Here is a 13,957-nt window from a genome sequence, read left to right on the forward strand (position 1 = left end):
AAGGAGGCACAACCAACAGTTGTATGAGTAGGGTGTGCGGCGTGGATCTCAAGGCCGTGCGCACCTTCGTCACCGTGGTGGACACCGGGCAGTTCCAGGAGGCCTCGGCCGTCCTCGGGGTCACCCAGCAGGCGGTCTCCAAGCGCATCGCGGCTCTGGAGAAGGAACTCGGAGTGCGGCTTTTCACCCGGAACGCTCGCGGGGCGCAGCCGACCATCGACGGGCAGGCGTTCCTGCCGCACGCCCGGGAGCTGCTGCTGGCCGAGGAACGGGCGCTGGCGTCGGTGCGTCCGGGACGACGGGCCCTGCGCGTCGACGTGATCGGGGCCAAACTGGCCCCCGCCGCCCTGCTGCGCGACTTCCACGAGGCACAGCCCGACACGGCCCTCGACGTCGTGACGCTCTTCGACGCGGGCTCGGCCGTGGCCGCCGTGCGCGCGGGCACGATCGACGCGACCTTCCGCGCGGTCACCACCCGGCTGCCCGAGGGTCTGCTGGCCGCCCGGGTGCTGGACGAGCCGGTGCAGCTGCTCACCGGCCCGCGGCACCCGCTCGCCGACGCCCGGTCGGTGACGCCGGCGCAGCTCGCCGGACACCGGATCTGGATGCCGGGCATGGTGGACGGCACCGAGTGGGCCGCCTACTACACGGCGCTCGCGGACGAGTTCGGGCTGACCATCGACTCGGTCGGCCCGAACTTCGGTACGGAGTCCCTGCTCGACGCGGTCGCGGACTCCGACGCGCTGGCGACGTTCGTCGCCGAGCGGATCCGGCTGGTCTGGCCGTCCGGGCACGATCTGCGGCGCATCCCGCTCACCGATCCGACGCCGGTGTACCCCCATTCCCTGATCTGGAGCAGGGCCAACCCCCATCCCGGGCTCGCCGCGCTGCGCGCCCATCTCGCCGACCGGCGGCCGGCCCGGCCCGCGTACCGCACCTGGACCCCTGCCTGGGCCGTGCGTGGCGTCTTCCCCGCGAGGCGCCCCTGAGTCATCATGATCCGGCGTCAGCCGTTGCCGTCGGCGAAGAGGTGAGGCGCATGGCCAGGCTCCGCGCGGGTGAGGGGATTCTCCGACGCAAACCGATCGAGCACATCGAGGAGACCGAGGTCGGCGCGGGCCCCCGGCTGGACCGCTCACTGGGGTTGTGGCAGCTCACCGCGATCGGGGTGGGCGGCATCATCGGCGCCGGCATCTTCACGCTGGCCGGCACGGTGGCCAACGGCACGGCCGGACCCGCCGTGCTGGTGTCCTTCCTGATCGCCGGCGTGGCGAGCGCCTGCGCGGCACTGTCGTACGCCGAGTTCGCCGGGCTGATCCCGAAAGCGGGTTCGGCGTACACCTACGGTTATGCGGTGCTCGGCGAGTTCGCGGGCTGGTTCATCGGCTGGGACCTGCTGCTGGAGTACACCGCGATCGTGGCGGTGGTGGCGATCGGCATCTCGGGCTACTTCAGCTTCCTGGTGGAGGCGATGGGCGCGAGGCTGCCGCACTGGATGCTGGGCGCGCCCGGCACCGGGGACGGACACCGGGTCGATCTGTTCGCGGCGATCCTGTGCCTGCTGATCGCGTGGCTGCTGAACCTGGGCATGCGCAGCGCTGCCCGCTTCGAGACTCTGGTGGTGGCGCTGAAGGTGCTGGTGGTGCTGCTGGTGATCGGGGTGGGCGTGTTCCACATCGACTCGGCGAACTACCACCCGTTCTTCCCGTTCGGCGTCAGCGGCACCTTCACGGGCGCTGCGACCGTGTTCTTCGCGGTGTTCGGCTACGACGCCATGTCGACGGCGGCCGAGGAGTCGAAGGACGCGCAGCGGCACATGCCGAGGGCGATCATCTACTCGCTGGTGATCTCGATGGCGCTGTACGTGGCGGCCTGTCTGGTGCTCACGGGCATGCAGAACTACAAGCACATCGACAAGGAGAGCGGCTTCGCGACGGCGTTCAAGTCGGTGGGCCTGAGTTCGCTCGCGGACGTGATCGCGGTGGGCGCGATCATCGGCATCCTCACGGTGATGTTCACGTTCATGCTGGGCGTGACCCGGGTGTGGTTCTCCATGTCCCGGGACGGTCTGCTGCCCGCGTGGTTCGCCAGGACTCACCCGACGCGACACGTGCCGACCCGGGTGACCTGGATCGTCGGGGTGGCCTCGGCCGCCATCGCCGGGTTCGTCCCGATCGGCTCGGCGGCCGAGCTGACCAACATCGGCATCCTGCTGGCGTTCGTGGTGGTGTGCACGGCGGTGATCGTGCTGCGCTACCGGCATCCGGAGTTGCCGCGCACCTTCCGCACCCCGGGGATGCCCGTCGTGCCGGCGCTGGGTGTGGTCTTCTCGATCTGGCTGATCACGTTCCTGATGTGGGAGACGTGGGTGCGCTTCGCGGTGTGGTTCGTGATCGGCTGCGTGATCTACTTCGGCTACTCCTACAGGCGCTCGGCGCTGGCCGGGGTGCGGCCCACCGCATGAGCGGCGGCTGATCACTCCCCCATCACCAGGCCGTCCTGGGCGGCCCCGCGGCTGAGCACCACGTCCCGGATGCGGTCGCGTACCCCCTCCAGTCGGGCGCCGTCGTCGACGGCCCGGTTGAGGTTCACCACCCGGCCGGCGTCGAGGTCGTACAGCTGCGGGATGAACTCGGCCCTGGTGACCCGCCAGCGGGCGCCCGGTCGCGCGGGCGGGGCGAAGGTGAAGCGGCCGATCGTGGACTCGTTGCCGCGGCCGTCCTGGACGCCCCGGTCGTTGTACATCTCGCCGGCGATCTGGTCGCCCAGACCGTAGATCACCCAGGTGCCGTTGACCTTCTCGTACGCCTGCGGGACATGGGCGTGGGTGCCGAGGATCAGGTCGATGTCCGGACGGCCGTCGGTGGTGGCGGCGGTGAGCCGTCTGGCCAGGGCGAGTTGCCGGCTGTCCGGCGCGTCCTGCCATTCGGTGCCCCAGTGCACGGAGACCACGACCACGTCGGCGCCGGCCCGCCGGGCGGCGCGGGCGTCGGCGATCATCCGCTGCTCGTCGATGACGTGGACCGCCCAGGGCTCGCCGGAGGGCAGCGGGATGCCGTTGGTGCCGAAGGTGTACGCCAGGTGCGCGACCTTGGCGGTGGCGGCCTTCAGCATCGTGACCGAGCGGGCCTCCGCCTCGGTGCGGGCGGTCCCGGCGTGCCTCAGGCCGGCCTGGTCCATGGCGTCCAGGGTGCGGCGGATGCCGCCGGCGCCGTCGTCCAGGGAGTGGTTGGAGGCGGTGGAGCAGCCGTCGTAGCCGGTCGCGACGAGGGCCTGGGCGATCTGCGGCGGTGACTTGAAGGCGGGGTAGCCGGAGTAGGCGCCGGCGGCGCCGTAGACGGACTCCATCTGACACAGTGCCAGGTCGGCGCGGGAGACGACCGGTGCGACGCCGGAGAGCATGGGCCGGAAGTCGTAGCCGCTGTCGCCGGAGTCGTAGGCCGCCCGGGCGACGACCGACGGGTGCGGCAGGACGTCACCGGAGGCGACCAGGGTGAAGCCTGGGGTGGCGGAGCCGGACGGGGCCGGGTGCCCGGACTGCTGTCGCCCGTGGTTCTGGCAGGCGGCCGCGGCCGCGAGGGCAGCCGTCAGGGCCAGGGCCACCTGTTGTCTGCGTCCGATCATCAGCTCACCCCAGGAATGTCGAGTCCACCGACACAGCCGTGACAGGCCTACGGGTACGGGTCTGATCTACCGCATGAACGGCCCGAGCGCCGTCATTGGCCCATCCGGTGCCGCGCCGGACCGTTCGTCCGACCGTTCGCCGACGCGATCGACCGTCCGCCGCAGATTCCTGCGCGCGCCCTGTCCCCCGGCCGCGCCCTGCGCTGCCATACGGCCATGACGGCCGTAACCTCACTCAGCCGCGGGACCGCGGCACCGGCCCCTGGGACGACGACCGCCGAGCACGAACTGGCCGCGCTCCAGCGCGAGCACGGCCGCCCCCTCTTCGCCCTGCTGCTCAGGCTCTGCGAAGGCGACCGGCAGCGTGCCGAGGACCTCGTTCAGGAGACCCTGGTGCGCGCCTGGCAGCATCCAGAGGCGCTGCACGCCGAGGACTTCGACTCCGTACGGCCGTGGCTGCTGACGGTCGCCCGCCGGCTCGCGATCGACGCGCGGCGGGCGCGGCAGGCACGGCCCCCGGAGACCGGCGCCGAGATCCCCGAGGACGCGCGGGTGACCGCCGATCACGCCGAGCGGGCGGCCGCGATGCTCGATGTCCGCGAGGCTGTGAAGACACTCACTCCGGAGCACCGTGACGTTCTGGTACTCGTGTACTTCCTCGGGGCCAGTGTGGCGGAAGCGGCGAAAACCCTGGGTGTACCACCCGGTACCGTGAAATCCCGCGCGTATTACGCGCTGCGCGCGCTGCGCCGGGTCCTTCCGGGTTATGCGGCCGACGTGCTCTGAAACCGGAGGCCGGGTCAAACCTCGGTAAAGCGCCTTGCTGTGACCCCCGTTGGGGCAATGGGCTGTCCTCATCCGTGTTCCGGGCGGGATGCCGGGGCTGCGAACCGACGGGGTTCGGGCGACGCGCACGTACCGGAGGAAGGGCAGGAAGGGATGCTGCACAGAGGGCACGAGAGCACGGACGGCACCGACGGCGGTGAACTGGCCGTCCCCATGGCCTGGTTGTACGCCGAGTACATCGCCGACGAGCTGCTGCGCACCGGCGATCTGATGCCGCCGACGTCCTTCGAGTTCCGGGCCGGCCGGGACGCGCTGGCGCTCACCGTCTTCCTGTCCGACACCGACGGGGAGCTGTCCGGCGTCCGGGTGATCTCCCAGCTGGAGCACTGGCTGTCCCTGACCGCGTACGACCAGCCGTGGCGGGACTGGGTGCGCGAGCGCATGGCGGAACTGACCGAGCGGGCCGACGACGCGGGCACTCCCTCGCCCGACCTGGCCCTCGCGGTGGACGCCTGGCGCTGGCTGGAGGAGACCGAGCTGCTCGCGCCCGACCTGGACGCGGTGCCGGGCGGCGGCGCCCTGGCCGGCGAGGACGACGGGCCGAAGGTGTGGACACCCGCCTGGCGGCTCGGGCTGCCCCTCGGGCACCTCGCGATCCATCTCTTCTGACCGGTTCCGAAGTTTTCCCGAATCAGACCAATCCGCGGGCCGCGCGGCTCCGAATCCCTCGTCCGGGATTCTGCGGGGGTGGCTTGAGTGATTCGGCTGTCGGCTGCGTACGGGTGGGAGCACGGAGTAACCCCACCCGCACCCATCGGCACGAGGATTCGGCATGAGGTCCCTGGAAAGGCATCGCGACGTCGGCGCGTACGCGCTCGGCGTGCTGGACGAGGCGGAGGCCTTCCGCTTCGAGGACCACCTCATGGAGTGCCCTCAGTGCGCGGCACAGGTGACCGCGTTCGGGCCGGTCACACGGCAGCTGTTGCTGTACCGCCGGTCCACGCCGCGCTTTGTGCACCCCATGGCCCAGCCCGGTCCCCGGCTGCTGGACCGGCTGCTCGGCGAGGTCGCGCACCGGCACCGGGCGCGCCGTCGGCGCTTCCTGTACGGCCTGGCCGCCTCCGTGGTGCTGGCCGTGGCCGGTCCGGGGATCGTCGCCTACGCCGGCCATGAGGAGCCGGCCGCGCACGTCACCGCGGCGACCGATGCGAAGACCGGGGTGTGGGCCGAGGTCAAGGCCGACGACGGGGACACGGGCAGCCGGCTGCTGCTGCGGGTGAAGGACGGCACCGGCCCCCACACCTGCCGGTTCGTCGTCGTCGGCCGCGACGGCTCCGAACAGGTCGTCGGCACCTGGACCGAAACCGGCCACGACACCGGAACCTTCACCACGCTCGGCTCCTCCACGATGCACCCCGACGAGATCGCCCGCTACGACGTGCGCACCACCGACGGACAGCATCTGGTGTCCGTCGACGCGCCGCGGTGACGCCGGCCGGGACTCATTTCAGCAGCCGGGACAGTCTGCGGTCCGCCAGGGGTTTGCCGCCCGTCTGGCAGGTGGGGCAGTACTGGAGGGAGGAGTCGCTGAAGGAGACCTCGCGGATCGTGTCGCCGCACACCGGACAGGGCTCGCCGGTGCGGCCGTGGACGCGCAGGCCGCCCTTCTTCTCTGCCTTCAGCCGTCCGGCAGCCACGCCACGGGAGCGGTCGACCGCCTCGGTGAGCGTGGTGCGCAGCGCCTCGTAGAGCCGGTGGATCTCCTCCGGGGTGAGCGAGGCGGTGAGCTTGAACGGGGACATCTTCGCGGCGTGCAGGATCTCGTCGCTGTAGGCGTTGCCGACGCCGGCGATCAGGGACTGGTCGCGCAGGGCGCCCTTCAGCTGCCGTCTCTCGTCCCGCAGCAGGGCGGCGAGGCGGGCCTCGTCGAAGTCGGCGGCGAGTGGATCCGGGCCGAGGCGGGCGACGCCCTCCACCTGCTGGGGATCGCGGACGACGTACACCGCGAGGCGTTTTTGGGTGCCGGCCTCGGTGAGGTCGAAGCCCTCGCCGGTCTCCAGCGCCACGCGCAGGGCGAGCGGGCCCTTGCCCGGCTTGGGCGGGCCGTCCGGAAGCCGGTCCTTCCACTGCAGCCAGCCCGCTCGGGCCAGGTGGGTCACCAGGTGCAGCCCGCTGTCCGCCGCCAGGTCCAGGAACTTGCCGTACCGGCGCACGGAGGTTACCTCGGCGCCCTCGAAGGCGGTGACCGGCGGGTCGTAGGTCTTCAGGACGCTGACGGCGACCGGCAGCACCCGCGCCACCCGGCGGCCGACCAGGTGCTCGGTGAGGAAGTCCTTCAGCGCTTCTACCTCGGGCAGTTCCGGCATACGTCCAGAGTGCCATCCGGTACTGACATCGCCGCACGAGCCGGTCAGCCGTCCAGGCGGAACTCGCACCACACCGCCTTGCCGCAGCCCCTCGCCTCCACGCCCCACGCCTCGCTGAGCATCTCCACGAGCAGCAGACCCCGTCCGGACACGCCGTCCTCCCCCGCCTCGCGGCGGCGCGGCAGCGCGCTGGAGGAGTCCTCGACCTCGATCCGCAGCAGCCGGTGGCCACCGTGGTCGAGGGCGCGCAGGGTCACGATCGCGGAGCCGTCGGTGTGCATGAGCGCGTTGGTGATCAGCTCGTCGGCGACCAGCGCGATCTCGTCGGCGCGGTCGCGGTAGCCCCAGGAGCGGACCGCGGCGCGAATCAGGTGCCGGGCCCGGGCGAGGGCCTCCGGGTCGCCGGATGCCACGTGCTGCTGGAGGCGGCCGCCGGCGGGCGGGGCCTCGGCGACGCACCGGCGCAGCAGGAGCAGCGCCACGTCGTCGCCGCCACCCCGCTCCTCGGCCAGCTGGATCAGCTGGTCGGCGAGCGCCATCACGTCCTCGGGGCCGTCCGCGACGAGCGCGGAGAGGCGCCCCATGCCGTCGTCGAGGTCGGCGCCGGGCTTCTCGACGAGCCCGTCGGTGCACAGCAGCAGGGTGTGGCCGGGGTCGAGCTCCAGGGTGGAGACGGGGTACTCGAGGCGGCCGAACTCCGCGGAGAGCCCGAGCGGCAGCCCACCGTCCACCTGGACCCGGCGGCAGGTGCCGTCGCTGTGCCGGATCAGCGGGTCGATGTGCCCGGCGCGGACCGCCTGCACGACTCCGGTGGACAGGTCGGCCTCGGCGTACAGGCAGGTGGCGAAGCGGTCGGTGTCGAGTTCGTGCAGGAAGACCGAGGCACGGGCCATCACGGTGGCCGGGGTGTGTCCCTCGGCGGCGTAGGCGCGCAGCACGATCCGCAGCTGGCCCATGACCGCCGCCGCGTGCGTGTCATGGCCCTGGACGTCGCCGATGACCGCCCCGACCCGGCCGCCGGGCAGCGGGATCAGGTCGTACCAGTCGCCGCCGATGTCCCGGTCGAGGGAACCGCCGCCGGTGGCGGCGCGGTAGCGGACGGCTATGTCCGCACCGCGGACGCTGGGGATGGTGCGGGGCAGCATGGCCTGCTGCAGGCTCTGGGCGAGGTCCTTCTCCCGCTCGTAGAGCATGGCCCGCTGCAGGCTCTGGGCGACGGTGCTGCCGAGCGCGACCAGGACGGCGCGCTCCTCGCTGGAGAAGCCGCGCCGGTCGCTGTAGAGCAGCCCCATCGCGCCGATCGGGCGGCCCTGGGCGATCAGCGGGAGATAGGCGGCCGAGGTGACGTGCAGATCGGTGAGGTACGGCCAGAGGATGGGGTAGCCCTCGGCGAACTCCTCCGGGGACTCGATGAACCGCGGCAGCAGTGTGCGGACGGCCTCGCTCATGGGGTACGGCTCGTCGATCCGGGTGACCTGGGTGCCGGGCACGGAGGCGTCGGCGGGTCCCTCGGCGACCAGCCGGATGCGCCCGGCCTCCAACAGCCCCATCACCAGGCTCGCCGCGCCGAGATGGCGGATGCCGTGGGTGTCCTTGAGGGCTCCGATGACGTCCTGGACGCTGCGGGCGTGGGCGAGGGTGGCGGAGACCGCCTGGACGACGTTCGTCTGCTGCCGGAACGCCTCGTCCTGGGCGGCCCGCAGGCTGCGTACCTCGCTCTCGGCGAGTTCCTCGGTGGCGTCGCGGACGATGCCGACGACCCGGCGCGGGCGGCCGGTGCCGTCCCGCCGGATGTAGCCCTGGGTGTGGGTCCAGCGCCGGGTGCCGTCACGGCGGCGGATGCGGAAGTAGGCGCCGTAGTTCTCGCTGCCGTCCTTGATGGCCCGGGCCACCGCCGCGTCCAGCCGGGCCGCCTCGGGCTGCGGCACCCGGACGGTCAGGGATCCGACGCGTCCGTCGAACTCCTCGGGGAGCAGGTCGAAGACCTCGTAGGCCTGGGCGTCCATGTGGACCAGGCCCGTGTCCAGGTCCCAGTCGAAGGTGCCCATACGGTTGAGCGCCAGGATCGGGTCCGGGTGGGCGGGCCAGTCCTCCGGGAGTGACACGGCACTCGCTCCCCGAACTGCCATGCGCCCACCTTGCCAGGATTTACCCGATTATTCGACCTGCGACCGGTGCGCTTTCCGTCCGGCGGCCGGTGCGTGAGGGGCTCAGCCGTCGGGGGGGTCCGCGGCGGCCTCGAGGCTGCCGCCGCCGGGGGTGTCGGGCGGGCCGAGTAAGTCGGGCGCGTCCGGGACGCCGTCGGGCAGGTCCGGGAGGAGCCCGAGGGACGGCGGCGGCTGCCGGCCGGGCGTACCGGGAGCCGAGGCGCTCCGCCCGGCGGCCGGGTCCGACGCCGCCGGGGTGGCGGCCGTGAGCGGGCTGCCGGTCGTACCGGGGGAGGACGCGGGCTCGCTCGGCTGCGGGCTGGGCAGGGTGAGGTACGGCGGCGAGGTGCCCGGGGAGGCGGCGTCCTCCGGGGCAGGGATGTCGTCGGGCGTGGCGGTGGCCCCGGCGGGCGCCGCCACGATCTGGTCGTGGCGTACGTCGTGACCGATCCGGCGTTCGATCCAGGTGCGTGTCTCGGCGTTGACGATCGTGATGCTGGTGACGGTCCGGGGTGCCGGGGTCACCACGATCACCTGGCCCGGCCGATAGCCGGCCCAGGCGCTGCCACCGGTGCCGAAGCCGCCACGGGACGGCGCCGGCACCGCCAGCGGGTTGCCGCAGGCGCACCGCATCCGGGGCGCGCCCCGGTTGTCGACCAGCACCGCGGTGCCGGCCTGGAGCACGGCCTGGTAACCGGCTGCCCGGCCGCCGTGGAAGCCGTGGGTGGTGACCCGGGTGTCGGCGCGCAGCACGACCGGTGTCAGGCCGTGCAGATAGCCGGGCAGGCCGCTCACCGGGACGCCGACCACACGGCCGAAGGCCTCGCCGCGGGCCCGGTCGGCCGTCAGATACCTGATCTGCCGCTCGACGTCACAGCCGGCGACGCCCGCGGTGCCGCCGTACAGGCCGGGGGTCGCGCCGGACAAAACGCGCATCGCACGGAGGGGTACGGCGACCAGCGCGGCGGACAGCGCCGGCCGGGAGGACTCGGCGACGGGCGGCCCGGTCGCGGAGGTGTCGGCTGTGCCGCTGCCAGAGGGCGCGCCGGGGCCGGCGCTCACGCCGCCGGGCGTCGTCGCCGCGGCGGTCCCGCTGACCGTGGAACCGGTGAAGGGGTCGGGCCCCTGGGCCGCGGCGGGCAGCAGGTAGACCTCCTCCCTCATCTGCGCTTCCCTGTCGCCGGGGCGGGCGCAGCCGGCGACGAGGAGCGCCAGCGAGAGGGCACAGGCCCAGGCTATGGATCCGGTGGGTATCCGCACCGTACACTCCGCATCACTATAGGTGACTTCTCCCCATTGTGTGCATCGCGCCCGTTTGGCTGGCAACTCGGGAGCAGGTCATCATGAAGAGGCCACCGGCGCCTCGGCCGCGACGAAGGGCGCGCACAGCCGTGAACTGGTTCACCGCTCCCGACTACTGGCTCACCCGGCTGGTCTTCCAGCGGGCTCTGGCCGCCGTGTACCTGGTCGCCTTCCTCACGGCGGCCCTGCAGTTCCGGGCGCTCCTGGGCGAGCGCGGCATGCTGCCGATCCCCCGCTTCGTGGCGCGGATCCCCTTCAAGCGGGCCCCGAGCCTGTTCCATCTGCACTACTCCGACCGCTTCTTCGCGGGCTGCGCCTGGGCCGGGTGCGCGGTGTCCGCGGCGCTGCTGGCCGGCGCGGACTCCCTGCTGCCGCTGTGGGCCGGGATCCTGTTGTGGCTGGTGCCGTGGGCGCTGTATCTGTCCATCGTCAACGTGGGCCAGACGTGGTACGCGTTCGGCTGGGAGTCGCTGCTGCTGGAGACGGGCTTCCTGGCCGCGTTCCTCGGCAACGACGACGTGGCGCCGCCGATCGTCGTGCTGTTCCTGCTGCGCTGGATCCTGTTCCGGGTCGAGTTCGGCGCCGGGCTGATCAAGATGCGGGGCGACGCGTGCTGGCGGAAGCTGACCTGTCTCGACTACCACCACGAGACGCAGCCGATGCCGGGCCCGCTGAGCTGGTTCTTCCACCATCTGCCGAAGCCGCTGCACCGGGTGGAGGTGGCCGCCAACCACGTCACCCAACTGGTCGTCCCCGTACTGCTGTTCACGCCGCAGCCGATCGCCTCGGGTGCCGCCGCCCTGATGATCGTCACCCAGCTGTGGCTGGTGCTGTCCGGTAACTTCTCCTGGCTGAACTGGATCACCATCGTGCTGGCCCTGTCCGCGCTGCGGATCCCCGCGGCCGCGCCGTCCGTGCCGGCCGCGCCGCTGTGGTACGAGGTCCTGGTGCTCGCGGTCGCCGCACTGCTGCTCTTCCTGAGCTACCGTCCGGTGCTGAACATGATCTCCCGCCGCCAGGTCATGAACCGCTCCTTCGACCCCCTGCACCTGGTGAACACCTACGGCGCGTTCGGCAGCGTCAGCCGGATCCGCTACGAGGTGGTGGTCGAGGGCACGCTGGACGAAGTACCGCGTGAGGACTCGGACTGGCGGGAGTACGAGTTCCGGGGCAAGCCCGGGGACGCCCGGCACTGGCCGCGCCAGTTCGCCCCCTACCATCTGCGCCTGGACTGGCTGATGTGGTTCGCGGCGCTGTCCCCGGGCTATGCCGGCGACTGGTTCGGCGGCCTGGTGGAACGTCTGCTGCAGAACGACCGCGACACCCTGCGCCTGCTGCGCCGCTCGCCCTTCCCTCCGGACACCCCGCCCCGCTATGTCCGGGCCCGCCTGTTCCGCTACCGCTACACCACCTGGCGGGAGCTCAGAGAGTCGGGGGCGTGCTGGGAGCGGACGTACGTACGCGAGTACCTGCCACCGACGCGGCTGGCGGCGGTGGCCGGGCGGTCCTGAGCGGCCGGGCCCTCCGCCGCGCGGCTGCGGCCCGCACGGGCAGTTGATCAGTCCTGGTCGCGGACGGACAGGTCCCGGACGTGGTGGTGGGCGTCGACGGTCACGGCAGCTCCCAGACGACGGGCAGCCCCGCGTCCGCGCCGGCCCGGGAGTAGTCGTGGGCGACGTCGAGCAGCTCGGCCATGCGGGCCTGCCAGGCCACGTTGACCGGCAGCCTCTCCAGTTCGGCGAGCAGGCGGCCGTAGTCCTCGCACTCCAGCAGGTGGAACAGGTCCGTTCCGCTGCGCCAGATGGTCCAGGAGGTGGCACCGGCGGCGTGGATGGCGTCGGTGAGTTCCTTCGGGACCTCGCGGTGGGCCGCCTCGTACGCGGTGATCCGGTCGACGCGGACCCTGGTGTGCAGGGCGACTCTCATGACGGGCCCTCCTCGCGGGACAGCAGGCCGGACTCGCGCAGCTCCTGCCAGAACTCCGGCGGGACCGGGGAGGCGAACTGGTCGGCGCAGTCGTGGACCTCGGCCGCGGAGCGGGGCCCGGGCAGGACGCAGGCCACGGCCGGGTGGGCGGAGCCGAAGGCGAGGGCGGCGGCGCGCAGGGTGGTGCAGTGCCGCTCGGCGACCGCCTTCATGCCCAGGGCGCGGCCCAGCAACTGGTGCGGCGCGCGGGTGTAGTTGTACGTCGACTCGGGGGTCGGGTCGGCGAGCAGGCCCGAGTTGAAGACGCCGCCGAGGACGACCGAGACCCCGCGCTCGGCGGCCGCGGGGAGCAGTTCGGACCCGGCGCTCTGGTCGAGCAGGGTGTAGCGGCCCGCGCACAGGACGACGTCCACGTCGGTGTCGCGGACGAACCGGGTGAGCATCCCCGTCTGGTTCATGCCCGCGCCGATCGCGCCGACGACGCCTTCGGCGCGCAGCTTCTCCAGGGCCGGGTAGCCCTCGCGGAAGGCCTGTTCGGCGTGGTCCTCGGGGTCGTGCAGATAGACGACGTCGACGCGGTCCAGGCCGAGCCGGTCCAGGCCGGCCTCCAGGGTGCGGCGGACGCCGTCGGCGCTGAAGTCCCACACACGGCGGTGGGTCGCGGGCACGGCGAACCCGTTCGCCAGGTCGTCGCCCGTGCCCTCGGCGGGGTCGAGTCGCCTGCCGACCTTCGTGGAGACCGTGTAGTCGGCGCGGTCGTACTGCCGCAGGACCGCGCCGAGCCGGCGTTCGGACAGGCCGAGACCGTAGTGCGGGGCCGTGTCGAAGTACCGGATGCCCCGCTGCCAGGCGGCGTGCACCGCCTCGTACGCCTGCTCGTCGTCGAGCGGGGTGTAGAGGTTGCCGAGCGCCGCGGCGCCGAAGCCGAGCGGGGTGACCTCGACGCCGCTGCGGCCGAGCCTCCTCACTGGCCCACCGGCCGCAGCCTCAGGCCCTGCATGCCGCCGTCGACGGCGAGCGCGGTGCCGGTGACGGCGCCGGACAGCGGGCTGGCCAAGTAGGCAATCGCACCGGCTACTTCGGCGGCGGAGACCAGTCGGCCGGCGGGCTGGCGGGCCTGCAGGGCGGCGCGTTCGGCGGCCGGATCGGGGGCCGCGTCCAGCAGCCGGCCGACCCACGGGGTGTCGACCGTACCGGGGTTGACGCAATTGACGCGGATGCCCTCGCGGACGTGGTCGGCGGCCATGGCGAGGGTCAGGGAGTACACGGCCCCCTTGGTGGCGCTGTACAGGGCACGCTGGGGCAGTCCGGCGGTGGCCGCGATGGAGCAGGTGTTGACGATCGCCGCGCGGTCCGAGCGGCGCAGGTGCGGGAGGGCGGCGCGGGCGGCGCGGACCATGCCGAGGACGTTGACGTCGAAGACGCGGCGCCACTCGGCGTCGTCGTTGTCCTCGACCGTGCCCTGGGCGCCGATCCCGGCGTTGTTGACCAGGACGTCCAGGCCGCCGAGGTCCTCGGCCGCCCGCTCGACGGCCGTGCGCACCGAGGCGTCGTCGGTGACGTCGGCGCGGTAGGCGAGGAGCGGCTTGTCGACGTCCGCCGGGTCCCGGTCGAGGACGGCGACCCGGGCTCCGCGGGCGGCGAGGAGGTCGGCGGTGACCCGGCCGATGCCGGACGCACCGCCGGTGACCAGGGCCCTCAGTCCCTCGAAGTCGCTCATGCGGCCCTACCTTCTTTCGCACGGCCCGGTCGTTCGCGACGATGGGGTCGCGCGAGCGGGGCAGGGATGGGTTTCATGCTGGCTGC

At 72.6% G+C, this 13,957-nt stretch carries 13 protein-coding genes; 6 read left to right on the forward strand and 7 right to left on the reverse strand.

Going from position 1 to position 13,957, the window contains the following annotated elements; genetic code table 11:
* Nucleotides 1-41 precede the first annotated feature (41 nt).
* Nucleotides 42-989, forward strand: coding sequence for a LysR family transcriptional regulator (locus AB0L59_RS37840; protein ID WP_365591470.1), 948 nt, complete (start codon nt 42-44; stop codon nt 987-989).
* A gap of 50 nt (nt 990-1,039) precedes the next feature.
* Nucleotides 1,040-2,464 (forward strand): amino acid permease, encoded by a 1,425-nt coding sequence (locus AB0L59_RS37845; RefSeq protein ID WP_365591471.1) that lies wholly within the window; start codon nt 1,040-1,042, stop codon nt 2,462-2,464.
* Between the two features lie 11 nt (nt 2,465-2,475).
* Here the strand turns inward: AB0L59_RS37845 and AB0L59_RS37850 are convergent, their stop codons facing one another.
* Nucleotides 2,476-3,624: a CapA family protein gene (locus tag AB0L59_RS37850; RefSeq protein WP_365591473.1), complete on the reverse strand. Its 1,149-nt coding sequence runs from the start codon at nt 3,622-3,624 to the stop codon at nt 2,476-2,478.
* A gap of 216 nt (nt 3,625-3,840) precedes the next feature.
* Between AB0L59_RS37850 and AB0L59_RS37855 the strand changes: the two genes are divergently transcribed.
* The 3 genes from AB0L59_RS37855 to AB0L59_RS37865 all read left to right on the forward strand — a co-directional run bounded on the left by AB0L59_RS37855 (nt 3,841) and on the right by AB0L59_RS37865 (nt 5,899).
* Nucleotides 3,841-4,410, forward strand: coding sequence for a sigma-70 family RNA polymerase sigma factor (locus tag AB0L59_RS37855; RefSeq protein ID WP_365591475.1), 570 nt, complete (start codon nt 3,841-3,843; stop codon nt 4,408-4,410).
* 153 nt (nt 4,411-4,563) lie between these two features.
* Nucleotides 4,564-5,079, forward strand: a complete 516-nt coding sequence (locus tag AB0L59_RS37860; protein WP_365591477.1) for a hypothetical protein — start codon at nt 4,564-4,566, stop codon at nt 5,077-5,079.
* Nucleotides 5,080-5,242: 163 nt separating this feature from the next.
* Nucleotides 5,243-5,899, forward strand: a complete 657-nt coding sequence (locus AB0L59_RS37865; RefSeq protein ID WP_365591478.1) for a zf-HC2 domain-containing protein — start codon at nt 5,243-5,245, stop codon at nt 5,897-5,899.
* A 13-nt stretch (nt 5,900-5,912) separates the two neighbouring features.
* Here AB0L59_RS37865 and AB0L59_RS37870 read toward each other — a convergent pair whose 3' ends face one another.
* The 3 genes from AB0L59_RS37870 to AB0L59_RS37880 all read right to left on the reverse strand — a co-directional run bounded on the left by AB0L59_RS37870 (nt 5,913) and on the right by AB0L59_RS37880 (nt 10,183).
* Nucleotides 5,913-6,776 carry a DNA-formamidopyrimidine glycosylase family protein gene (locus AB0L59_RS37870; RefSeq protein ID WP_365591479.1) on the reverse strand — a complete coding sequence of 288 codons (864 nt, stop codon included), beginning with the start codon at nt 6,774-6,776 and terminating at the stop codon, nt 5,913-5,915.
* Nucleotides 6,777-6,820: 44 nt separating this feature from the next.
* Nucleotides 6,821-8,905: a SpoIIE family protein phosphatase gene (locus tag AB0L59_RS37875; RefSeq protein WP_365591481.1), complete on the reverse strand. Its 2,085-nt coding sequence runs from the start codon at nt 8,903-8,905 to the stop codon at nt 6,821-6,823.
* An 81-nt stretch (nt 8,906-8,986) separates the two neighbouring features.
* Complete coding sequence (locus tag AB0L59_RS37880; protein ID WP_365591482.1) at nt 8,987-10,183, reverse strand: DUF6777 domain-containing protein; 1,197 nt, start codon at nt 10,181-10,183, stop codon at nt 8,987-8,989.
* Nucleotides 10,184-10,314: 131 nt separating this feature from the next.
* Between AB0L59_RS37880 and AB0L59_RS37885 the strand changes: the two genes are divergently transcribed.
* The gene (locus AB0L59_RS37885) at nt 10,315-11,736 is read left to right on the forward strand and encodes a lipase maturation factor family protein (protein WP_365591483.1); all 1,422 of its coding nucleotides are present in this window, start codon (nt 10,315-10,317) and stop codon (nt 11,734-11,736) included.
* Between the two features lie 100 nt (nt 11,737-11,836).
* Here AB0L59_RS37885 and AB0L59_RS37890 read toward each other — a convergent pair whose 3' ends face one another.
* The 3 genes from AB0L59_RS37890 to AB0L59_RS37900 are packed head-to-tail and all read right to left on the reverse strand — an operon-like array spanning nt 11,837 to nt 13,871.
* Nucleotides 11,837-12,151 carry an L-rhamnose mutarotase gene (locus tag AB0L59_RS37890; RefSeq protein ID WP_365591485.1) on the reverse strand — a complete coding sequence of 105 codons (315 nt, stop codon included), beginning with the start codon at nt 12,149-12,151 and terminating at the stop codon, nt 11,837-11,839.
* Nucleotides 12,148-13,119, reverse strand: coding sequence for an aldo/keto reductase (locus AB0L59_RS37895; RefSeq protein ID WP_365591486.1), 972 nt, complete (start codon nt 13,117-13,119; stop codon nt 12,148-12,150). Before AB0L59_RS37895 ends, AB0L59_RS37890 begins: the two co-directional genes overlap by 4 nt.
* Entirely contained in the window at nt 13,116-13,871 is a 756-nt protein-coding gene (locus tag AB0L59_RS37900) for an SDR family oxidoreductase (RefSeq protein ID WP_365591487.1), read from the reverse strand. Before AB0L59_RS37900 ends, AB0L59_RS37895 begins: the two co-directional genes overlap by 4 nt.
* Nucleotides 13,872-13,957: the final 86 nt, after the last annotated feature.

The sequence above is a fragment of the Streptomyces sp. NPDC052109 genome, assembly GCF_040680195.1.
Classification (GTDB): domain Bacteria; phylum Actinomycetota; class Actinomycetes; order Streptomycetales; family Streptomycetaceae; genus Streptomyces.

Excerpts from the sequence above, each read along its gene's own strand:
- AB0L59_RS37845 (WP_365591471.1), top strand. The coding sequence starts at position 1,040 with ATGGCCAGGCTCCGCGCGGGTGAGGGGATTCTCCGACGCAAACCGATC.
- AB0L59_RS37850 (WP_365591473.1), bottom strand. The coding sequence starts at position 3,624 with ATGATCGGACGCAGACAACAGGTGGCCCTGGCCCTGACGGCTGCCCTC.
- AB0L59_RS37855 (WP_365591475.1), top strand. The coding sequence starts at position 3,841 with ATGACGGCCGTAACCTCACTCAGCCGCGGGACCGCGGCACCGGCCCCT.
- AB0L59_RS37860 (WP_365591477.1), top strand. The coding sequence starts at position 4,564 with ATGCTGCACAGAGGGCACGAGAGCACGGACGGCACCGACGGCGGTGAA.
- AB0L59_RS37865 (WP_365591478.1), top strand. The coding sequence starts at position 5,243 with ATGAGGTCCCTGGAAAGGCATCGCGACGTCGGCGCGTACGCGCTCGGC.
- AB0L59_RS37870 (WP_365591479.1), bottom strand. The coding sequence starts at position 6,776 with ATGCCGGAACTGCCCGAGGTAGAAGCGCTGAAGGACTTCCTCACCGAG.
- AB0L59_RS37875 (WP_365591481.1), bottom strand. The coding sequence starts at position 8,905 with ATGGCAGTTCGGGGAGCGAGTGCCGTGTCACTCCCGGAGGACTGGCCC.
- AB0L59_RS37890 (WP_365591485.1), bottom strand. The coding sequence starts at position 12,151 with ATGAGAGTCGCCCTGCACACCAGGGTCCGCGTCGACCGGATCACCGCG.
- AB0L59_RS37900 (WP_365591487.1), bottom strand. The coding sequence starts at position 13,871 with ATGAGCGACTTCGAGGGACTGAGGGCCCTGGTCACCGGCGGTGCGTCC.